This is a genomic window from Salinicola sp., from assembly GCF_982684285.1.
The window spans coordinates 1-20,910 of record NZ_CEXLVS010000045.1 but is presented as its reverse complement, the minus strand read 5'-3'; the positions used below and the strand labels follow the sequence as shown (position 1 = coordinate 20,910).

At 65.3% G+C, this 20,910-nt stretch carries 17 protein-coding genes; 6 read left to right on the top strand and 11 right to left on the bottom strand.

Annotated elements, in window-relative coordinates:
• Positions 1-2,483 (top strand): carbohydrate-binding protein (locus AC3AYF_RS06075; RefSeq protein ID WP_487779514.1); only part of this gene is annotated, 2,483 nt, incomplete at its 5' end.
• Positions 2,484-2,547: 64 nt separating this feature from the next.
• Here AC3AYF_RS06075 and holA read toward each other — a convergent pair.
• The 3 genes from holA to leuS form a co-directional block, all read right to left on the bottom strand.
• Entirely contained in the window at positions 2,548-3,606 is a 1,059-nt protein-coding gene (gene holA, locus AC3AYF_RS06070) for a DNA polymerase III subunit delta (RefSeq protein WP_487779513.1), read from the bottom strand.
• On the bottom strand, positions 3,603-4,091 hold the full coding sequence (locus AC3AYF_RS06065; RefSeq protein WP_298841527.1) for an LPS-assembly lipoprotein LptE: 489 nt from the start codon (positions 4,089-4,091) through the stop codon (positions 3,603-3,605). The genes holA and AC3AYF_RS06065 overlap by 4 nt, the downstream gene beginning before the upstream one ends.
• Before the next feature lie 111 nt (positions 4,092-4,202).
• Positions 4,203-6,773, bottom strand: coding sequence for a leucine--tRNA ligase (leuS, locus tag AC3AYF_RS06060; RefSeq protein ID WP_487779512.1), 2,571 nt, complete (start codon positions 6,771-6,773; stop codon positions 4,203-4,205).
• A 238-nt stretch (positions 6,774-7,011) separates the two neighbouring features.
• On the opposite strand from leuS, the gene AC3AYF_RS06055 reads away from it, so the two are divergent.
• Together AC3AYF_RS06055 and AC3AYF_RS06050 are read left to right on the top strand one after the other, a co-directional pair.
• Positions 7,012-7,563, top strand: a complete 552-nt coding sequence (locus AC3AYF_RS06055) for a zinc ribbon-containing protein (RefSeq protein WP_295036681.1) — start codon at positions 7,012-7,014, stop codon at positions 7,561-7,563.
• Between the two features lie 141 nt (positions 7,564-7,704).
• A complete protein-coding gene (locus AC3AYF_RS06050) occupies positions 7,705-9,069 on the top strand; it encodes an alpha/beta hydrolase family protein (RefSeq protein WP_295036683.1) in 1,365 nt (454 codons plus the stop codon).
• A gap of 16 nt (positions 9,070-9,085) precedes the next feature.
• Here the strand turns inward: AC3AYF_RS06050 and AC3AYF_RS06045 are convergent, their stop codons facing one another.
• From AC3AYF_RS06045 to miaB, 7 genes are all read right to left on the bottom strand, one after another.
• Positions 9,086-10,456: an MFS transporter gene (locus AC3AYF_RS06045; protein ID WP_295036685.1), complete on the bottom strand. Its 1,371-nt coding sequence runs from the start codon at positions 10,454-10,456 to the stop codon at positions 9,086-9,088.
• Between the two features lie 115 nt (positions 10,457-10,571).
• Positions 10,572-11,948: a 2-oxoadipate dioxygenase/decarboxylase HglS gene (gene hglS / locus AC3AYF_RS06040; protein WP_295036687.1), complete on the bottom strand. Its 1,377-nt coding sequence runs from the start codon at positions 11,946-11,948 to the stop codon at positions 10,572-10,574.
• 271 nt (positions 11,949-12,219) lie between these two features.
• On the bottom strand, positions 12,220-13,707 hold the full coding sequence (lnt, locus tag AC3AYF_RS06035) for an apolipoprotein N-acyltransferase (protein WP_295036691.1): 1,488 nt from the start codon (positions 13,705-13,707) through the stop codon (positions 12,220-12,222).
• Between the two features lie 90 nt (positions 13,708-13,797).
• A complete protein-coding gene (locus tag AC3AYF_RS06030) occupies positions 13,798-14,691 on the bottom strand; it encodes a CorC family transporter (RefSeq protein ID WP_295036694.1) in 894 nt (297 codons plus the stop codon).
• 291 nt (positions 14,692-14,982) lie between these two features.
• On the bottom strand, positions 14,983-15,468 hold the full coding sequence (gene ybeY / locus AC3AYF_RS06025) for an rRNA maturation RNase YbeY (protein WP_295036696.1): 486 nt from the start codon (positions 15,466-15,468) through the stop codon (positions 14,983-14,985).
• Entirely contained in the window at positions 15,465-16,469 is a 1,005-nt protein-coding gene (locus tag AC3AYF_RS06020) for a PhoH family protein (RefSeq protein ID WP_295036705.1), read from the bottom strand. Before AC3AYF_RS06020 ends, ybeY begins: the two co-directional genes overlap by 4 nt.
• Positions 16,470-16,717: 248 nt before the next feature.
• Complete coding sequence (miaB, locus tag AC3AYF_RS06015; RefSeq protein WP_295036698.1) at positions 16,718-18,067, bottom strand: tRNA (N6-isopentenyl adenosine(37)-C2)-methylthiotransferase MiaB; 1,350 nt, start codon at positions 18,065-18,067, stop codon at positions 16,718-16,720.
• A gap of 265 nt (positions 18,068-18,332) precedes the next feature.
• On the opposite strand from miaB, the gene AC3AYF_RS06010 reads away from it, so the two are divergent.
• The 3 genes from AC3AYF_RS06010 (at position 18,333) to AC3AYF_RS06000 (ending at position 20,258) form a co-directional block, all read left to right on the top strand.
• Positions 18,333-18,662, top strand: a complete 330-nt coding sequence (locus AC3AYF_RS06010) for a DUF1820 family protein (RefSeq protein ID WP_149435606.1) — start codon at positions 18,333-18,335, stop codon at positions 18,660-18,662.
• Positions 18,663-18,904: 242 nt separating this feature from the next.
• Positions 18,905-19,522, top strand: a complete 618-nt coding sequence (locus AC3AYF_RS06005) for a TIGR04211 family SH3 domain-containing protein (protein WP_149435607.1) — start codon at positions 18,905-18,907, stop codon at positions 19,520-19,522.
• A 19-nt stretch (positions 19,523-19,541) separates the two neighbouring features.
• Positions 19,542-20,258, top strand: a complete 717-nt coding sequence (locus AC3AYF_RS06000; RefSeq protein WP_295036702.1) for a class I SAM-dependent methyltransferase — start codon at positions 19,542-19,544, stop codon at positions 20,256-20,258.
• A 49-nt stretch (positions 20,259-20,307) separates the two neighbouring features.
• Here AC3AYF_RS06000 and AC3AYF_RS05995 read toward each other — a convergent pair.
• The coding region (locus AC3AYF_RS05995) for a YajG family lipoprotein (protein ID WP_365676972.1) at positions 20,308-20,910 on the bottom strand (603 nt) is incomplete at its 5' end.

Here is a 20,910-nt window from a genome sequence, read left to right as displayed (position 1 = left end):
CCGGTTTCGTCGACTTCGTCGGCAGCGGCGATCAGAGCATCACCTGGAGCGTGGACGTCGAGCAGAGCGGCATCTACGAGGTCGCCTTCCGCTACTCGCTGACCACGGGTAAGGCCGACCGCCCCTTGGGGTTGACGGTCAATGGCGTCAGCTATCCGACCGTCAACTTCCCCGCCGAGAGCCAGACGGTGAGCGACTGGATCTACCAGACCGTCGAGATGAACCTGACCCAGGGCAGCAACACGATCACGGTGACCGCGCCCAACGGAGTCGGGCCGGACATCGACTCGCTGGAAGTGCCCGACGAACCGTCGGCCGTTCCCAGCAATGGCGAGATCAGCGTGGTCAGCACCGACCCGGCCTTCTTCAGCGATCGTCTCGCCTTCAATTACCTCGAGGACAATGACGCCACCAGCTCTTCTCCGGTACCCCGCGAATACAAGGACAGCGGTTCGGTCGTCATCACCAACAACGGCACCGGCGAGCTGTCGGTGAGCAGCATCACGTTGAGTGGTCCCTTCCGGCTGGCGGACGCGGATGCGCTGAACGATCTCCGACTGGCACCGGGGCAGTCCGTCGAGGTGGGCGTGCTCTTCGATCGTGCCGCCTACACGCCACCGACCAGCAACGCTGCCGATGGCGTGTTCGAAGGGGTGATGACCGTCATCTCGGACGACGTCGACCAGCCGGTGACCGAGATCCAACTGGCCGGGTTCTGGCAGGCGCGTGACGAAGGCGGCTGGGAGCCCAACCTCAACGAGATCTGGCGAGTGTTCGGTTTCGGCAACCACATCGATGGGCTCTCGACGCTGGACGGCGGCGGCCAGTCGGTGTTGCAGAACTTCGATCTCTACCAGGCGGTCAACGATCAGGAGGTGCTGTCGCGCTACTGGCAGATCGCCGACGGTGTCGAATCGGCGACCGTCACCCAGTTGGCGGCGCTGCACGGCTACAGCGGGGCACTGCTGGCGCTTCACGCGCCGGGCGACAAGTCGGCCCGGACCGCGCTGAGCAACCACGATAGCCTCTACAGCCAGTCGTTCCTGCCGCAGATCGCCAACGGCGACTACGCGACAGCGACCTTCGATCGGGGTCGGATTCCCGATGGCTGGGCCGGCGACGACATCTTCGGCATCTCGGTCGCCAACCTCTCGACCGATCCGTCGCTCAACCCGTCCGGGGGCGGCACGCCGCCGGCGGAGGATGCGGGCATCGAACGTGGCTACACCGTGCGCGTGTTCCAGGCCTACGACACTGCCGGCAACGCCATCTCCAACACCTATTTCGTGGTCATGGATTACACCGGCATTAACTACGACTACAACGACAACGTCTTCTTGATCGAGGGCATCCAGCCGGCGACGCGGACGCCCTTCAACGAGACCGGGACGCCCTGGGCGGTCGATCAGGACGGCCTGACGCTGGACGCGGCGCTGTTCGACGAGGGGGCGCCGCACCTGACCTACGAGGATTCCAGCGAGACCCAGCTGGGTACCCAATTCCGCGAGGGCGGGGTGGACATTCAGGGTAACGGCGATGCCATCGGCTGGATCGAGAACGGCGAGTGGGTCGAGTACACGCTGGAGGTGAACCAGGCCGGCGTCTACGATCTCTCCTTCCTCTCGGCGCTGGGTGCGCAGAGCGGCGCGGCACGCTCCGTCACCGCCACCTTCGACGACGGCGGAGGGGTCTACGAGGTCGCCACCGTGGGTGTCGATTTCACCGGCGGCTGGAACACCTTCGCGCCGACCGACAGCCAGCAGGTCACGCTGGAGGCAGGCGTGCAAACCCTGCGGCTGACTTTCAACGGTGGGGCGCAGAATCTGGAGTCCTTCAGCCTGGCGCCTGCCGCCCAGTCGGCATTCAATGCCTCGGGGACGCCGTGGGCCGTCGACGACGGGCTGACGCTGAACGCCGGGTTCTACGATGAAGGCGGCCCTGAAGTCGCCTACCACGACAGCAGTGAAGCCCAGTTGGGTGACAACACCAGGAACGAGGGGGTCGACCTGCGCGACAACGGCAATTCCATCGGCTCGATCGCCAACGGCGAGTGGGTGGAGTACACCATCGACGTCGCCACGGCCGGAACCTACCAACTCTCGTTTGCCGCGGCCACGATGTCCAACGGCCGCACCGTCACTGCCAGCGTCGAGCAGGACGGCGCGACCTACACCAGCGCCGCTCCCCATGCCGTGACCAATACCGGTGGGTGGAACAACTATCGGGCCAACGACGGTATCGAGCTGGATCTGGCGGCCGGCGAGCAGACGCTCCGGCTGACCTTCAACGGCGGCGCCATGAATCTGCAGTCATTCACGCTGACCCCGGAGAACACGTTGGCGGTCGCTTCTCCGATGGCAACCAGGATGGCGAGCGAGGGGGATTCTAGCCTGATGCAGACCGCGGAACTCGAGGGGTTCGTCCCCAGCGACGATGTTGCCGTGGCCGGTGTCGATCATCCGGATACGGCAGGGTTGGCCTGAGGCATTCCGGGCCGCCGATCGGCCGGGCCTTCGCCCGGCCGGAGAGCCAGATACCGGCAGGCGACTAGCCGGACCGGTAGGCGTGGGGCATTTCGGCCAGGATACCGCGACCGCCGGACAGGGTGAGGGCGAGATCCTGGAGAGAGTCCCAGATCGGTAGCGCGATGGCGCCCTTGATGGCCAGGTCGATACGCTGGGAGAACAGCAGCAGCTTGTGCAAGCGTCGCTGCGGCAGCCGTTTGAGTGCCTGCTGATAGCCGGGGCGGCGCTTCTCGGGAATCATCGGCCGCTGCGCCTTGCAGGCGTGTTCCAGACTCTGGCCCTGATCCAGATGCTGGAAGATCGACAGCAGAATTCGCAGCTCGCGTGTCAATGCCCACAGGATGACGGGCGCCTCGACCCCTTCCTGGCGCAGGCCGCGGACGATTCGCACGACCCGGTCGCGATCGCCCTTCAGGCAGGCGTCGGAGAGTGTGAAGACGTCGTAGCGCGCGCTACTCTCGACCCCGCTGGCGATGGCGGCGGCATCGAGACGTGCATTCGGGGGCAGCAGCAAGGCCAGCTTCTGCAGTTCCTGGTCGGCGGCGAGCAGATTGCCTTCGGTGCGCTCGCCGAGAAGGCGGGCCGCCTCCATGTCCATCGTGAAGCCATAGCGGTTGGCACGGTCGCGCATCCAGAACCCCAGCCGCTGGTGATCCACCGGCCACACCGGAACGAAAAGCCCCAGTTTGTCGAGCGTCTTGCACCACTTGCTCGACTGCGCCTTGCGATCGAGTCGCTGCCTGGAGAGCAGCAGCACGTTGTCGCTGGCGCCGGCCTGCTCGGCGTAGGCTTCCAGCGCCTTGCCGCCTTCCTGGCCGGGAGACTGTCCTCCCAGACGCAGTTCGATCAGCTTGCTCGAGGCGAACAGCGAGAGGCTGGATGCCGACTCCAGCAGTTGCGTCCACTGAAAGCCCGATTCGACGTGCATGACTTCCCGCTCCTCGACGCCTCGCTCCCGTGCGACCCGGCGCACGGCGTCGCAGGCCTCGAGGTGTATCAGCGGCTCGTCTCCAGCGATCATCACCACTGGCGGCAGGCGCTTGTTGAGCGACTCTTCCAGCTTGTCGGGAAAGACCTTCATGGTGTCTCGAGTGCGTCCAGCCGGTCGATCAACTGAGTGGCCGCGTCGCGTCGCAACTGTTCGATGGCGTTGGTGCGTGCCTCTTCCCCGGAGTAGATGTCATCGGTGGAGAGCAGTACCGTCGTCGACACCTCGAGCTGCTGCTGATTGAGCAGGTAGGCGCTGTCCGAGACGCGCTGGACCGAGAACGGGGCGGTCAGGGTGATCGAGGTCTCCCGGCTGCCGGAATCGGATCGCGTCAGCCGATTCTCGCCGATCCTCTCGTCGCCGAGGTTGACGCGCAGGTCGGCATCTTCCACGACCCGCGTGCCGGCGCTCTCGAGCGAGCGGCGGACTTCCTCGCTGAGCGGGGAGACGTTGGCGCTGAGGCTGAGCTCCGAAATGCCCAGGGCCGGCTGATGCAGTCCACGGAGCTGGAAGCCGCAGCCGGCCAGCACGGTCAGCGATACGGCCATCAGGCCGGCCAGGGCGGTGCGACGCATCATGAAAAGCTCCTATTCGCATGGCGGCACTGCTTCCGCAGTGCCGGGTGGGGTCCAGTGTCGACCCGTGGGGTAGCCGATAGCGCGGACATCGGTATACCGGTCGGTGATCCTTCAGTTGGCAACGACGTTGACCAGCTTACCGGGGACGACGATCACTTTGCGCACGCTCTTGCCTTCGATATGGCGCTGGACGTTCTCCTCCGCCAGGGCGAGGGACTCCACCGTGGCCTTGTCGGCCTCCGCGGGTACGTCGAGTCGGGCGCGCAGCTTGCCATTGACCTGTACCACCAGCTCCACGCTGGCCTTGACCAGGGCGTCCGCGTCCACCGTCGGCCAGGCCGCGTCGATGACCGGCTCCTGATGCCCCAGCGACAGCCACAGCGCGTGACAGGCGTGGGGGGTGATCGGTGCCAGCAGCAGAACGCAGGCTTCGATGGCTTCGCGGCTGACGGCGAGACCCTGCGGTGTGGTGTCGTCGAAACGCCCCAGCGCGTTGGTCAGCTCCATCACCGCGGCAATGGCGGTATTGAAGGTGGTCCGTCGGCCGATGTCGTCGCCCGCCTTGGCGATCGTCTCGTGGGTCTTGCGACGCAGCTCCTTCTGGGTGTCGTTCAGCGTGCCGGTTTCCAGCGGCACCGGCGTTCCCGTCGCGACATGGTCGGCGACCAGTTTCCACAGCCGCTTGAGGAAACGGTGCGCTCCCTCGACGCCGGAATCCGACCACTCCAGGGACTGTTCCGGCGGGGCGGCGAACATCATGAACAGGCGTACGGTATCCGCGCCGAAGCGGTCGATCATCGCTTGCGGATCGACGCCGTTGTTCTTCGACTTGGACATCTTCTCGATGCCGCCCATTTCGACCGGCTGGCCGTCGCTGGACAACCTGGCACGGATCGGCCGGCCCTTGTCGTCACGCTCGACCTCGACGTCGGCGGGGTTGAACCACTCCTTGCCGCCATTCGCGGTGTCGCGATAGAAGGTCTCGGCGATCACCATGCCCTGGGTCAGCAGACGCTGGAAAGGCTCGTCGCTGTGAACCAGCCCCTCGTCGCGCATCAGCTTGTGGAAGAAGCGGGCGTAGAGCAGGTGCAGGATCGCATGCTCGATACCGCCGATGTAGAGATCCACCGGCAGCCAGTAGTCGGCACGCTCGTCGAGCATCGCTTCCGGATTGTCGGCGCAGCAGAAGCGGGCGTAGTACCAGGACGACTCCATGAAGGTGTCGAAGGTATCGGTTTCGCGGGTCCAGCCGTCGCCGAGGTCGTAGAAAGCCGGCATCTTCTTCAGCGGCGAGCCGGAGGCGTCGACCTCGACTTCCATCGGCAGCGCCACCGGCAACTCGTCGTCGGTGAGCGGTACGGTCTGACCTTCGGGACCATACTTGATCGGGATCGGCGCTCCCCAGTAACGCTGGCGGGCGACGCCCCAGTCGCGCAGGCGGTAGTTGATCTTGACCCGGCCACGTCCCAGCGACTCCAGCCTGGCGGCGATGGCATCGAACGCGGCTTCGAAGTCGAGCCCGTCGAACTCGCCGGAGTTGATCAGCTTGCCGTGCTCGACGAAGGCGGCGGCGGACAGGTCCGGTGCCTGCCCGTTTTCATCGGCGATGACGGGTGCGATCGGCAGCGCGTACTTGGTGGCGAACTCCCAGTCGCGCTGGTCGTGGGCGGGAACGGCCATGACCGCGCCGGTGCCGTACTCCATCAGCACGAAGTTGGCGACGAAGATCGGAACGTTGTGGCCGGTCAACGGATGGATGGCGTGGAAACCGGTGTCGCGGCCACGCTTCTCCATGGTCGCCAGCTCGGCCTCGGAGTTGCCGCCCTGCTGGCACTCGAGCAGGAACTCGGCCATGGCCGGATCGCCCTCGGCGGCGCGCCTGGCCAGCGGATGGCCGGCGGCGACGGCGACGTAGGTCACGCCGAACAGGGTATCGGGGCGCGTGCTGTAGACATCGAGGCGCTGATCGAGGCCGTCGACGTCGAAAGAGAGTTCGACGCCGCGGGATCTGCCGATCCAGTTGCGCTGCATGGTCTTGACCTGCTCGGGCCACTCGACCTCGTCGAGATCGGCCAGCAGCTCATCGGCGTAGTCGGTGATCTTGAGGAACCACAGCGGGATCTCCTTGCGCTCGACCCGAGCGCCGGAACGCCAGCCGCGACCGTCGATCACCTGCTCGTTGGCGAGTACGGTCTGGTCGACCGGGTCCCAGTTGACCGTGGACATCTTCTTGTAGACGACGCCTTTCTCGACCAGCTTGGCGAAAAACCACTGCTCCCAGCGGTAGTAGTCGACGTCGCAGGTGGCGAACTCGCGGTTCCAGTCGTAGGCGAAGCCGAGCGCCTTGAGCTGGCCGCGCATGTAGTCGATGTTCTCGTAGGTCCACTTGCCCGGCGCGACGCGGTTCTTGATCGCCGCATTCTCGGCGGGCATGCCGAAGGCGTCCCAGCCCATCGGTTGCAGCACGTTCTTGCCCTGCATGCGCTGGAAGCGCGTCACCACGTCGCCGATGGTGTAGTTGCGCACATGGCCCATGTGTAGCTTGCCGCTGGGGTAGGGGAACATCGACAGGCAGTAGAACTTCTCGCGCGCCGAGTCCTCGACGGCCTTGAAGCTCTGATGCTGGTTCCAGTATTGCTGGGCGGCGTTTTCGATCGCTTGCGGGTTGTACTGTGCGTCCATCGGTTCGGTCAGGCACCTTGCGTTCGGCGTGTGGGAGCGCCAGAGTCCCCGCGAAAAGCTATACTCATCGCAGACGAAAAGAGCGGGGTCGGCTTGATTTTTCAGGCCCACAAGCATACCCCAGACCCGCTGTTGCAGGTAGGGTCTGGGGGCGAGGCTCTCGCAACGAGGTTCTGCAATGCGCAGCACGGAGTTCGACCGGCGTCGGATTCCACCAACGCCAGAGAAGGGGATAGCCATGGACGAGCAACAGCCACGACCCGAATCGCGTTCGCGTCTCAGTGAGGCCTACGAACGTATCCTGACCCGCCTCAAGGATGGCGGGGGCGAGCTCTCCTGGGAGAGCTTCCAGCACGAGCTCGACGAGGCGGTGGCGTTCGAGTCCGAATTCGAGGAGTTCACCAAGGACGAGATGGCGCTGCTCCGGGCCTGGGTCGAGCGCGACATGCGCGACTTTCGCCAGTTCCTCGCCAAGGGCGGCGAAGGCGTCGCGACCTGGCTGGGCATCGATCTCGACGTGCTGTCCCGCCGGGTCAGCGAGGCGCTGTTCTCGATCGCCGATCGCACCACCATCGACCGGGAGCGCTTCGACGACGACCTCGAGGCGGCCCGTGCCGACTATACGGCCGGCGAGGTGGCGCTGCCGGGGCGCATGAGCTGCGTGCACTGTGGCGCGGTCGTCCTGCTCGACCAGGTGTCGCGGCTGGATGCCTGTCACGCCTGTGGTCACCGCTACTTCCAGCGTGAGTCGGGCACCGCCCAGGCCGACCCCGATCAAGGGCAGTCGTAAGGGGCCGTCCTCGTACGGCTCTGGCGAAACCAGGACTCTCGAGAAACCAGGGCTCTCGCGAAACCAGAAACGCCGGGGAACATTCGGCATCGACATAAGTCGTAACGGCATTCCACGCTGAAACCGACGAGGGACCGGATCGTGCCGAAGTCAATCCGCAAGTGGCGACGGGGTCTGCTGGCCATCGGCCTGCTGGCCGGGTTTTGCGACCCGCTTCAGGCCGATGCGCTCGCCCGGGACGCCGAGTCCATGGCGAGCGCCGGCTGCCCTGACTGGCTGCCCGAGGCGACGCGGTGTTTTACCGGCCAGGATACGCACGGCGCCTATTACTGGATCGCGATCCCCGACGGCTGGAACCACAAGCTGGTGCTCCACAGTCACGGCGGACCACGCCCCAACGCGCCTCGGCCCGACGATCCGCTCGATATCGATCTGCGCCAGTACGACGTGATGGTCCGGGAAGGCTACGCCTGGGCCGGCTCCAGCTATCGGCGAGGCGGCTATGGCGTGCGAATGGCGGCCGAGGATACCGACTATCTGCGGCGGCTTTTCGTCGCGCGCTTCGGCCAGCCCGATCGCATCTACCTCCACGGGCAGTCGTGGGGGGGCAACGTGGCCGCCAAGGCCATGGAGCTCTACGGCACGGACAAGGAGGGCCGGCACCGTTACGACGGGGCGCTGCTCACCAGCGGCGTGCTGGGGGGCGGCGCCCAGGCCTATCAGTTCCGCGCCGACCTGCGGGCGGTCTACCAGTACTACTGCGCCAACCATCCCTATCCCGGCGAACGGCAATACCCCTTGTGGGAGGGGCTGCCGAAGGGAAGCGACATGACCCCGGAAGCGCTCAACGCCCGGGTCGACGCGTGCACCGGCGCCGGGCTGCCGGCGGAGCAGCGCACGCTCGTTCAGCAGCAGACGCTGAACAATATCGTCGATGTCGTGCGGATCCCGCCGGGCACGCTGAAGGCGCACATGCGCTGGTCGACGTTCCTGTTCCAGGACATGGTCGAGCAGCGGCTCGACGGGGCAAGCCCGTTTTCGAACCGCGGCGTACGCTACCGCGGCTCGAGCAACGACGACGCGCTCAACGCGGGGATCTCCCGATTCGACGAGGATGCCCGGGCGGTCGAGAAGCTGGGCGATGATGCCGGGCTCACCGGCATGACCGATATCCCCACGGTGACCATGCACGCGATCGACGATCCGATCATCTTCGTTGAGAACGAGTGGCTCTATCGGCGGGCACGCGAGGATAGCGGGACCGCCGACAGCCTGGTCCAGATCTATACCGACGAAGCGGTGCACAGCAAGCTCTCCACGCCGCAGTACGCCGCCGCACTGGAGGCGTTGGACCGCTGGGTGGAGCGCGACCGCAAGCCCACTCCGGAGGCGATCGCCCGCTACTGCGAGACGCGGGAAGCCAGTGTCTACGATGGGGGCTGCCATTTCGACACCGACTACGAGGTGGCTGACTGGCGCGCCAGGGTCTATGCCCGCCAGCCTTGAGCGCGCGTTTCGCGGTCTAGAGTGCGGGCTGCACGTCCGGCTTGGATGATCGCTGCCACTCGGCCTCGTCGGCGTCCAGCGCCCGATGCGACGACTCCGGCAGGCGCAGCCCACCCCACATCGCCAGTAGCGTGATCGCGATCAGGTAGATCGCGGGCGACAGGTTGTTGCCGGTGCGATCGATCAGCCAGGTCGCGACCAACGGCGCCGTGCCGCCGAAGATCGTGTAGGAGACGTTGTAGCAGAGCGCCGAGGCGGTGTATCGAACGCGCGTCGGGAACTGCTCCGACAGCAGCACCGCCGTCACCACGCCGCAGATTACCGCGCCCACCGCCATCAGCATCGCTCCGATCAGCGATGCCCACCACTCGCCACTGCCGGCCAGCGTATAGGCGGGGAAGACCGCCCCGATGAGGCACGCCCCGGCGGTCAGTATCGTCTTGCGGCGCCCAACCCGATCGGCATAGCGTCCCACGAATGGACACAGCGCCGCGGCGAAGAGCAGCGCGACGAGGCTGGCCAGCAGCGCCGTGGTGCGCGTGGCGTCGCCGACCACCTGCATGTAGGTCGTGAAGTAGGTCGTGAACATGTAGAACGACAGCGCCGTTACCGAGATGAAGGCGCTGAGGCTGACGATGGTGGCGCCGTGGGTGCGGACGGTCTCCTTCAGCGGCGCCTGCGGCACGGCATGCTGGGTTTTCAGGGCCTGGAAGGCGGGGGATTCGTCCAGGCGCAGGCGCATGTAGAGCCCGACCAACCCCAGCGGGGCGGCAATCAGGAACGGCACGCGCCAGCCCCAGGCGTTCAAGGCCTCCTCGGACAGCAGGGCGCTGATGGAGAAGGTCAGCGCCGCCGCGGTGGCGAAGGCCAGAAAGGTCGAGACCGGAACGAAGCTGCCGTAGCGGGCCTTGCGGCGGGTCGGCGCGTGTTCCATCACGAAAGCGCAGGCGCCGGCATATTCGCCGCCGGCGGAGAAGCCCTGGACGCAGCGGGCCAGCGCCAGTGCCAGCGGCGCGAACAGCCCGACGCTGGCGTAGGTCGGCAGCACGCCGATCAGGGTGGTGGCGCCGGCCATCAGCAGCACGGTGACGGACAGTATGCGCTTGCGTCCGATCCTGTCGCCGAGCATGCCGAAGAAGATGCCACCCAACGGACGTAGCGCAAACGAGACCGCGAATACCGCGAATGTCTGCAACAGTGCCAGTGAATCGTCGCCGGGGGGAAAGAAATGCTGTGCGATGATCACGGCCAGAAAGCCGTAGACGGCGAAATCGAACCACTCGACGAAATTGCCGATCGCCGATGCCGCGATCACCTTGCGTAGTGTGGCCAGATCGATATCGGTCGGGGCCGAAGCGGTCGCGTTGTTATTGTTGACCGTTGCCATTGCCAGTCTCCATGGGTTTCGAGCGAAGCTCTCAGCCTAGGGCGACCGGCGAATGACTATCTCCATTCAGGCGACGAGAAGTGTTCTGGCCACGACGCCTCCTGGGCGACAGCCCTCACGCCTGGATACCCAGCTGTTGCCGGACCCGCTCCAGCGAATCTGCCTGTAGCCGAGCGTAGAGTTCGAACTGGTCGTGGACCGGTCGGCCAAGGGCGAGTTCGAAGGCGCTCTGGTTGGATTCGCTGGCATAGGCCTGATGCTTTGCATCGCCCAGGTTCGACTGAAAGATGCCGGCAGCGCTCACCGGCAGGAAATCCTCGTAGGTGATCGGCGTGGCTTCGATCCAGTCGGCCGCCATGGCGGCGTCGAGCGAGGATGGCACCGGCTCTCCCTTGGCCAGCTGCTGGCGGCCGCTCTCGCTGACACGGTATCGAAAGTAGGCGAGGGCGTCGCGCCGCAGCGTCTGCAGATCGTCGGGAAACGCCGAGAAGCATTCACTCAACTGGCGCTGGTGCGCCGTGTTGTCGGCCGCGGCCGGCGCCTGACGCGAGCGGGTCAGCAGCTCGTCGTAGAGCGCGCGGCCCTTGGGCGTCAGCGCCGCACCGCGCTGCTCGATTTCGCCGAAGCGGGCGGTATGGGTGCCGCTCTCGTCGCTGGCGGCGAAACGGACCGGCTCTTCCAGCGCCTTGAAGCTGGTCTGGCGCAGCAGGATCGGGCACTGGCGCCGGGGCGGGCCCTCGATGACCGCCTTGGGCGTGATGCCGTAGCCCGGCATGGCGGCCTGGGCGGCGTCGATATCCAGCGTTCGCGGGGTGAGGTGATTGATATGTGGCCCGCGGAAGCAGACCACGTCGGCCACGAGACGATGCGCGTCGTGCAGCGCCCGGTAGGTGTCGTGATCGACGGTCGCGTCGCGATGCCAGCGGAAGGTCTCGAGGATTTCGCTCACGAAGCGTTCGGCCTGATAGCTGTCGAACCCGCCCTGGCGTTCGCCGATCGCGACCAGCTCCCTGGCACCGGGCGTGAAGATGTCGCGCTCGGCCAGAATCGCGGCGGCCTGGCGGCGCAGCTCGTCCTCTTCGATCAGTTCCAGGCGCAGCAGCGAGGTGAAGACCCGGAACGGGTTGCGCTTGAGCGATGCCTCATCGATGGGCCGGAATGCGGTGGAGTGGACCGGCACGCCGGCTGCCGACAGGTCGTAGTAGCTCACCGGGAACATGCCCATCAGCGCAAAGACGCGCCTGAGCATCGACAGCTCGTCGGCGGTGCCTACCCGAATCGCACCGTGGCGCTCGACGTCCAGGCGCGACGTTTCGTCGTGGGCGTCAAACTGGGCCGCCAGCGCCGGGTCCGCCTCGAGGGTCCTGCGGTTGATGTCGGCGACCAGTTTCAGCAGATCGCCATACTGCGGCACCTCCTGGCGATACATGTCGGACATGGCTTGCGAAAAGGCGCTGCGGATATCGTCGGGGGAGACCAGTGGCAGTGTCATGGCAGACTCGATGACCGGAAATGAAGACCTTCATCCAACGCTATCGGTGCCCTGGAGGCAAGCGACAGGAGTCGGCCTGGAACCAATCGATAAACGCGCGTCGCATATTGGAAAAGCGGAGGAGAGTATGGGGGGAAGAGGGAAGAGGGAAGAAAGAAGAGAGGAGAGCGGAATGGCTGATGCGGAGGGATCGTCTCGAAAGGATGGCGCCGCCATCCACCGGGTTCGAGAAGGAATCCCGGCGGCGTGGCGGCGGCGTCGATGGGGCGTTTCAGGGCGATTGGCGCGTCTTCCAGACCAGCGCCGGAGCCAGCAGCAGCAACGAGAGTAGCCAGGTCGGCCAGCTACCGGTGCGAGTGAACGGCGTCAGCCCGGTCATCGGGACGATATCGCCGACGACGCTGGCGGTCGCGAACTGGGGAGCGCGCTCCCGCAGACGGCCCTGGTCGTCGATGATCGCGGTCACGCCGTTGCTGGTGGCGCGGACGACGTAGCGACCGTTCTCGAGCGCTCGCAGGCGTGCCATCTGCAGGTGCTGCAACGGACCGATCGAGCGGCCGAACCAGGTATCGTTGGAAACCGTCAGCAGGACGTTGGCGTCTCGCGCCCGCTCCGCAACCAGGTCGGGGTAGACGATCTCGTAGCAGATGGCGCTGCCGATGGCGACACCGTGGGTCAGGATCGGCGGTTGGGAGTCGGCGCCCGCGGCGAAGTCCGACATCGGCAGGTCGAAGAAGTCGATGATCCCGCGCAGCAGGAAGTCCAGCGGCAGGAATTCGCCGAACGGCACCAGATGGCTCTTGCGATACTCGCCGCGGACATCGCCGACGCCAGTGATCGCATTGTAGTAGCGTCCCGCTTCGTCACGCTGAACGATACCCGTCAGCAGCGAGGTCTCCGGCGGCAGCGTCGACTGCAGGCGGGCCATGAACGGCCGGGCCTGGCGCTCGAACATCGGCAGCGCGGTCTCCGGCCACACGATGATGTCGACATCGTCGGGTTGTTCGCGGGTCATCCGGGTATAGGTGTTGACGGCGTTGCGCTGCCCCTCGGGACTCCACTTGGAGAGCTGGGGGAGATTGCCCTGCAGCAGCGCGACCCGCAGCGGATCCGCCGCCGGCGTGGTCCAGTGGCTGGGCAGCGCCAGCGGCGCCAGCCAGAGCAGGGCGATCGGGGCTGCCGCCCACCAGCGCCGGCGGCAGAACTCGACCAGTAGCGTGCCCGTGAGGGCGACGATCAACGACAGCAGATAGACGCCGCCGACGGGCGCCCATGGCGCCAGCGGGGAATCGACCTGGGCACTGCCCAGCAGCAGCCAGGGAAAGCCGGTGAAGGCCCAGCTGCGGAAGGCCTCTCCCAGCACCCAGATACCGGCAAAGCTGAGAAAGGCGAGCCGGGACGAGGTGAAGCGGCGGTAGAGACCGAAGACGAAGGCGTGGAACAGCGCCAGCGTGCCGACGAACAGCGCTGTCAGGAACAGCGCCAGCGGTACGCCGGTGTAGCCGTAGTCGTGGATCGAGACGTAGACCCAGGAAGTACCGGTACCGAACAGCCCGACCCCGAACAGCCAGCCGCGAAGCGCTGCCTGGCCGACGCTCAGGCGGTGCTGGCCGAGATACATCAGGGCCACTGCCACCGGCCCCAGCCACCACAGGTGGAAGGGCGCGAAGGAGAGCGTGGAGAACCCGCCGGCGACCAGCGCAGCAAGATAGCCAGGCCATGGGCGGCGGGAGGAAATCAACGGCTTGGCTTGCGGCATGTCGAGGGCACTCCTGGCGAAAAGTGCCCCTTATATCAAAGTTGCCGGTCAAATGCGCCAAGTGGTTGCGACCCGTTCAGGCCGGGTCGCTCAGCTCTCGATCCGACGCGGGAATTCGCTCTCGATTTCGACCGGTACGGGCTTGGCCTGCAGCAGACGAATGCGGCGGTTGTCAGCGTTGAGAACCGTGAATCGCCACTCGCCGAGATCGGTATGCTCGTTGCGGCCGGGCAGATGGCCGAAACGCTGCATGATCAGACCGCCGACGGTATCGAACTCGTCATCGGAGAATTCGGTATCGAAGTGTTCGTTGAAGTCCTCGATCGGCGTCAGTGCGCGCACGGCGTAGGTGCCGTCGCCCATGTCGCGAATGTCTTCCTCTTCATCGGTATCGTGCTCGTCCTCGATATCGCCGACGATCTGCTCGAGGATGTCCTCGATGGTGACAATGCCGGCGGTGCCGCCGTACTCGTCGACCACGATCGCCATGTGATTGTGGGTGTCGCGGAACTCCTTGAGCAGGCTGTTGAGTCGCTTGGACTCGGGCACGAACATCGCCGGACGCAGCACATCGCGCAGCTCGAAGGCTTCGCGTTCCTGGCTGTTGCCCTTGAGCAACGGCAGCAGGTCCTTGACCAGCAGGATGCCGAGGACGTCATCGAGGTTGTCGTCGATCACCGGATAGCGGGAATGGGCGGTCTCCAGGATGATCGGCAGGCAATCCTCCGGTCGTTGGGTCACGCTGATCGCAGTGACCTGGGAGCGGGGGATCATGACTTCGCGAACCTGCTGGTCGCTGATCTGGAAGGCACCCTCGATGATGGTCAGGGCGTCCTGATCCAGGTTCAAGCGGGGGCCGGCCTCGCGCAGGAAGGTGAGTAGCTCCTCGCGGGAGCTGGGTTCATCGAAATCGCTAGAGAAGGTACTGATGAGTTTTTCAAGCCAGGATCGACTGCCCTGGCTACTCGATCGGTCTTCGCTCATGACTGTGGTCTCTTGTCCTCGGATGACGCACGGAAGGGGGAAGTGATATCGCTCCGGGGCGTCGAGCTGGGTGATGAAGACGCCGTGGCACCCACGCGCCCGATGACGGGGCGTGTCGAATCGATGATCGATATCCAGAGAAGGCCGTCCGCGATCCGGAGGCGGCCAGGCGGAGGCTCGTCGGGCTGTTCGGCCGTCGGGGCCGGGGTCTCGCTTGATCGTTCCCAGTGATGGCAGGAAGATCTCGTCGGTGTCGGCATGGCACTGAGTGTCGGGGTTGTGAGTCGAAGTCTAGGCATCGGGTATCGGATCGGTGTCGCGATAGGGGTCCGCGATGCCGAACCGGGCGAGCAACGCACGTTCCAGCGTCTCCATTCGCTCGGCTTCCTCGTCATCTATATGGTCATAGCCGAGCAAATGCAAGCCGCCATGTATTACCAGATGGGCGTAGTGGTCGTGGGTCGACTTGCCCTGTTCCCGCGCTTCGCGCACCACGATCTCGTGGCAGATGACCAGATCGCCGAGCAGCGGCAGCTCGAGCCCGGGGGGCGCCTCGAACGGGAAGGAGAGCACGTTGGTCGGGCTGTCCTTTCCCCGATAGTCGCGATTGAGCTGCCGGCTCTCGTCGCATTCGACGAAACGGACGGTCAATTCGCTGCGCGGATCCGCCTCGTTCTCGAGCTCCGCCGTCATCCAGCGTTCGAGCTCGGCTGCCTCGGGCAGTTCGGCTTCGGCCTGTTCGCCGACGGCGACCTGGCGATCGATTTCGAGGCTCATGAGTCGTCTTGATCCCGCTGGGTTTCGGCATCGAGACGTGCCTGGCGGCGATCCTCGCGGCGCTGGCGCTGTGCCGCCTCCTCCGTCGCCTCGTGGATGTCGTAGGCCTCGATGATGCGTTGCACCAGCGGATGGCGGACGACGTCCTTGGGAGCGAACTGGGTGATGCCGATACCCGCGGTGTCGCGCAGCACCTCGAGGACATGGATCAGCCCCGAGCTCGACCCCCGCGGCAGATCGACCTGCGTCGCATCGCCGGTAATGACGGCGGTCGAGCCGAAGCCGATGCGGGTCAGGAACATCTTCATCTGCTCGCGGGTCGTGTTCTGGCTCTCGTCGAGGATGATGAAGGCGTTGTTGAGCGTTCGTCCGCGCATGTAGGCCAGCGGTGCGATCTCGATGATCTGGCGCTCGATCAGCTTGTTGACGTGCTCGAAGCCCAGCATTTCGTAAAGCGCATCGTAGAGCGGACGCAGGTAGGGATCGATCTTCTGGGCCAGGTCGCCGGGCAGGAAGCCGAGCTTCTCGCCGGCCTCGACGGCCGGGCGCACCAGCAGGATGCGTCTGACTTCCTGACGGTTCAGCGCTTCGACTGCCGCCGCGACCGCGAGATAGGTCTTGCCGGTGCCCGCGGGGCCAATGCCGAAGTTGATGTCATGGCGGCGGATGCTGGCGACATAACCCTGCTGGTTGAAGCCACGCGGTTTGATCAGTGTCCGTGGCGTACGAATCAGCAGGCCGCCGGCTTCGATATCGCCGGTCTCTTCTTCCATTGCCTCGACGCCCGACTCCTGCAGGTAGAGGTGCACGGTGTCCGGCGTCAGTTCGTCGGCTTCGGTCTCGCGATAGAGGTGCTCGAGCACGTTCGCCGCCGCCTTGACACCGGCATCCGGACCGGCGAGCTGGAAGACGTTGCCGCGATTGCGCAGGGTCACGCCCATGCGCGCCTCGACGAGCTTCAGGTGTTCATCGCGCTGGCCACAGAGATTGGCCAGGCGCATGGGGTCGTTGGGTTCGAGTGTCAGGGACACGACGCGGTTGTCGGACTGTTGGTCTTGGGTCAACGCAAAGAGATCCGTTGGAGTGGAAAAGTATCGTCAGCTTACTGCGCCGCTTCCGGTCGGAGCAATGATCGTGATCAACTCCGGCCCGCATCGCTCGCGTGGGGGGCGAACGGCGGGCTGCGGGAGTGCGGTGGCTGTAAGCGGGTGCGGAGAGGCGGGGCAGGCGCACCTCTCCACGCGCCGCGTCAATGGCGCTCGGAAGAGGCCAGCTCGCCGCGCAACGAATTGGGAAGCGCTTCGGTGATGTTGACATCGACGAAGTAGCCGATGAGCGATGTCGGATCCTCGGCCCGGAAGTTGACGACACGGTTGTTCTCGGTCCGGCCCGACAGCTGCCCGGGGTCCTTGGGCGAGAAGCCGGTCACCAGGATCCGCTCGCGGTTGCCGACCATGCGGCGGCTGATCTGCTGGGTCTGCTGGTTGAGTCGGTCCTGCAGGATCGCCAGCCGCTGCTTCTTGGTCTCCACCGACGTCTCGTCCGGCAGGCTGGAAGCGGGCGTGCCGGGGCGCTTGGAGTAGATGAAGCTGAACGACGCATCGAAGCCGATGCGGTGGATCAGGTCCATGGTGTCCTCGAAGTCGGCGTCGGTCTCGCCGGGGAAGCCGATGATGAAGTCCGAGGAGAAGCTGATGTCCGGGCGCAGGGCGCGGATGCGCTCGAGCTTGTCGATATACATGTCGCGCCCGTGTCCGCGTTTCATGGCCGCCAGGATGCGGTCCGAGCCCGATTGCACCGGCAGGTGCAGATGGCTGACCAGTTCCGGGATCTCGCCGTAGGCTTCGATCAGGCTGTCGGAGAATTCGACCGGGTGCGAGGTGGTGAAGCGAATGCGGTCGATGCCGTCCACCGCCGCCACGCAGGCGATCAGTTCCGCCAGGTCGATCTCGTCGCCGCCCGCGTCGAGCCCGCGGTAGGCGTTGACGTTCTGGCCCAGCAGATTGATCTCGCGCACGCCCTGGTCGGCCAGATGCACGACCTCCTCCATCACCGACTCGAAGGGCCTCGACACCTCTTCGCCGCGGGTATAGGGGACGACACAGAAAGTGCAGTACTTGGAGCAGCCTTCCATGATCGAGACGAACGCCGTGGCGCCGTCGGATTTCGGCTTGGGCAGATGGTCGAACTTCTCGATCTCGGGGAAGGTGACGTCCACCGTCTGGATCGGCGTCGCGCTCTTGCTGCGCGCGTCGAGCATGGTCGGCAGCCGGTGCAGCGTCTGCGGGCCGAACACCATGTCGACATGCGGTGCGCGCTTGCGGATGTTCTCGCCTTCCTGGCTGGCCACGCAGCCGCCCACGCCGATGACCAGATCCGGGTTCGCGGCCTTCAGCTTTTTCCAGCGCCCGAGCTGGTGGAACACCTTCTCCTGCGCCTTTTCGCGAATCGAGCAGGTGTTGAGCAGGATGACGTCGGCCTCACCCTCCTTGTCGGTGAGTTCCAGACGATGAGATTCGCCGAGCAGGTCCGCGATGCGGGCGGAGTCGTACTCGTTCATCTGACAGCCGTGGGTCTTGATGAACAGCTTCTTCGTCATAGGTTGCGTTGCTGCGGCCATGCGCGCGTCACCGATGCCCCGTGGAGGATGAGAAAAATAGCCGGAACCGGCTGCCGGCGTGGAGTCGCTGGCGGGCCGTGCTTCCTCGAGAACGCGGCATTATACGGGCGATGGAGCGATACAGCCAACCCGTGTCGCTCGCATGGCGTGGCGGCTGTGGTACCCTTGCGCCTATTTGCGACGCCATGATCCGGGATCGAGTGCCCGTGAGTTTGGCAGATGTTATCGAGAGAGCCGTTAGTCTATGCCCAGTAAGCCGATCTATCGGGTAGTGTTTCACAATCAGGGTGAGGTGTGGGAACTCTACGCCAGGGAGATCTTCCAAAGCGATCTGTGGGGCTTCATCGAGATCGAGTCCTTCGTGTTCGAGGACCAGACCAAAGTGGTCGTCGACCCCGGCGCCGAGAAACTGCGCCGGACCTTCGATGGCGTCAATCGCAGCTATATCCCCTACAGTGCGATCGTGCGTATCGACGAGGTGGAGCGAGGTGGCGCGGCCAAGGCGGTCAAGGCCGAGGGCAACGTCACCGAGTTCCCGCGGCCCATGGCCTGGCCGCCCAGGGATGACGGCTGAGACGACAGCTGGAAACGCCACGGGTTGGTCAGTTTTTCACCAGTTTGTCGCGAATGCCTAGGCAGCCGGTGAATGACGTCACTGTTACGCAAGTTGTCCAAATGGTTATCCACAGAAGGTGTGGATGATTGGTTCATCGCTCTCGCAGGAGGCGAGGCGCGGTCTCATCGTCGCCCGATTCATCGTTGCGTGAATACGAGATGCCCAACCGTTATCGATTAGCCACTTAAGATCACGACGATATGTTGAAAATTCGAAATCTAGTCATGGGATGTGCCTTGAGCGCAGCTCTGTTCTCCGCTTCCGCCCTGGCGCAGGATGGCCACTGGGTCAGCGACTCCCTGACCACGTTCGTGCGCAGCGGGCCGACCGACGGCTACCGCATCGTGGGAACGCTCACCAGTGGCGATCCGGTCACGGTGCTGCAGACCCAGGGCGACTACACCCAGGTCCGCGGCCCGGATGGCGACGAAGTGTGGGTGCAGTCCCAGTTCATCCAGGACCAGCCCAGCGCCCAGCAGCAGCTGCCGGCGCTGCAGAAGAAGGTCGACCAGCTGACCACGCGCCTCGATGGCATCGACGACGAGTGGAACCAGCGGGTTGCCGACATGCGCAACGAATTGAAGGACCGCCAGGCTCAGGTCGATGAGCTCCAGGCCACCAACAATCAGCTCAACCAGGCCTACTCCCAGTCCGAAAGCAAGATGCGCGAGATGCAGGCGCGTCTGGACACCCAGGAGGAGGACCTGCTGATGCGCTACTTCATGTATGGCGGCGGCGTCGCTGGGGCGGGCCTGATTCTGGGGCTGATCGTTCCGCACCTGCCTCGCCGCCGTCGCAAGCGCGACCGCTGGTTCTGAGCCTGCGGGGGCGACGGGCATGAGCGGGACGGACTGGTTGCAGCGCTGGCGGCAGGGGCGCATCGGGTTCCACCGCGAGTCGCCGCATCCGGCACTGGAGACTTTCTGGCACCGGCTCGAGTTGGGTGCCGGCGCCAAGATTCTGGTGCCTCTCTGCGGCAAGAGCCGCGACATGCGCTGGCTGGTCGAGCGCGGCAACCCGGTGCTGGGAATCGAACTGTCGCCACTGGCCATCGAACAGTTCATCGCGGAGGAGCAGCTTGTCGCGGAGAAGAGGCGGGCGGCGCTGCGTTATCGCCAGTCCGGCTTCGAGTGCACCCGCCTGGGGCGTGTCGAGCTGTGGTGTGGCGATTTCTTCCACTTCCAGGTGGAGCAGGCCGGCGAACTGGCGGGCTTCTACGACCGTGCCGCCCTGATCGCGCTGCCGCCCGCCACGCGTCAACGCTACGCCCACCATCTGGCCCAGCTGTTGCTGCCCGGCACGCGCGGCCTGCTGATTACCCTGACCCACGACGACCCCGACCGGGGCCCGCCGTTCAGCGTGACCCACGCCGAGGTCGAGGCGCTGATGGCGCCGAATTTCGAGCTGGTGCTGTGCGACGTCGCCGCGGCCGCCGATGGCATGGTCGAGAGCGTCTGGCAACTGACCCGGCGCGGTCCCGCCCGCCAGGCGAGGCCCGGCCCCGTCCAGAGATGGACACCGGCAAACGACGAACCGCCTGTCACGTCACCGTGACAGGCGGTTCGTCGGCATGCCGATGATGGCACGCGCGCTCCCCCGGCAGTCAGCGGGCCAGCAGGTTGGCCAGCTGCTGGTCGCGGAACGTCCGGTCGAGGGCATTGCTCAACAGTTCACTCACCATGCGGTTGTTGGTATCCCAGTCCGGCTTGAGTGCGTAGCTCTGTGAGCGTTTGGCGGTGTAGCGGCCGGTATAGGTGTTGCCGCCGTTGTCGACTTCCGCCTGGATGACCGCCTGCAGCTGCGAGGCGCCCAGTAGCGGCTGCTCGGCCGTGCCGCGCGCGTAGTTCAGCTCCGACAGGGTCAGGGTCAGGGCGGGGCCGCCATCGTTCTGGTTGGTGGGATTGAAGCCCATGCTCCGCAGGGCGTTCTCTGCCTGGGCGCGAATCTTGGGAATCACGTCGTGGGCTTCGACGGTAATCGTCGATGTCGCCGAGGCCGTTCCCGAACGGGTGCCGATGACGCTGCTGTCCCGTCCGTCGACCACTTCGAGGGCGACCGACTGCCCGTTGCCGGTGTGCGGGAAGTCGCCGCTCACCTTGGGACTCACGGACAGGATCTGTGGACTCTGCGCACACGCCGTCAGCAGGCCGAGCAGCAGCATTGTGGCCGTGCACTTGAGTGCAAACCATTGACGCATAACAGTGAA

What these genes read in the sequence shown, in the direction of transcription:
- holA (WP_487779513.1), bottom strand. Translation starts at nt 3,606, where the DNA reads ATGAAGGTCTTTCCCGACAAGCTGGAAGAGTCGCTCAACAAGCGCCTG.
- AC3AYF_RS06065 (WP_298841527.1), bottom strand. Translation starts at nt 4,091, where the DNA reads ATGATGCGTCGCACCGCCCTGGCCGGCCTGATGGCCGTATCGCTGACC.
- leuS (WP_487779512.1), bottom strand. Translation starts at nt 6,773, where the DNA reads ATGGACGCACAGTACAACCCGCAAGCGATCGAAAACGCCGCCCAGCAA.
- AC3AYF_RS06055 (WP_295036681.1), top strand. Translation starts at nt 7,012, where the DNA reads ATGGACGAGCAACAGCCACGACCCGAATCGCGTTCGCGTCTCAGTGAG.
- AC3AYF_RS06045 (WP_295036685.1), bottom strand. Translation starts at nt 10,456, where the DNA reads ATGGCAACGGTCAACAATAACAACGCGACCGCTTCGGCCCCGACCGAT.
- hglS (WP_295036687.1), bottom strand. Translation starts at nt 11,948, where the DNA reads ATGACACTGCCACTGGTCTCCCCCGACGATATCCGCAGCGCCTTTTCG.
- lnt (WP_295036691.1), bottom strand. Translation starts at nt 13,707, where the DNA reads ATGCCGCAAGCCAAGCCGTTGATTTCCTCCCGCCGCCCATGGCCTGGC.
- AC3AYF_RS06030 (WP_295036694.1), bottom strand. Translation starts at nt 14,691, where the DNA reads ATGAGCGAAGACCGATCGAGTAGCCAGGGCAGTCGATCCTGGCTTGAA.
- ybeY (WP_295036696.1), bottom strand. Translation starts at nt 15,468, where the DNA reads ATGAGCCTCGAAATCGATCGCCAGGTCGCCGTCGGCGAACAGGCCGAA.
- AC3AYF_RS06020 (WP_295036705.1), bottom strand. Translation starts at nt 16,469, where the DNA reads ATGCGCCTGGCCAATCTCTGTGGCCAGCGCGATGAACACCTGAAGCTC.
- miaB (WP_295036698.1), bottom strand. Translation starts at nt 18,067, where the DNA reads ATGACGAAGAAGCTGTTCATCAAGACCCACGGCTGTCAGATGAACGAG.
- AC3AYF_RS06010 (WP_149435606.1), top strand. Translation starts at nt 18,333, where the DNA reads ATGCCCAGTAAGCCGATCTATCGGGTAGTGTTTCACAATCAGGGTGAG.
- AC3AYF_RS06005 (WP_149435607.1), top strand. Translation starts at nt 18,905, where the DNA reads ATGTTGAAAATTCGAAATCTAGTCATGGGATGTGCCTTGAGCGCAGCT.
- AC3AYF_RS06000 (WP_295036702.1), top strand. Translation starts at nt 19,542, where the DNA reads ATGAGCGGGACGGACTGGTTGCAGCGCTGGCGGCAGGGGCGCATCGGG.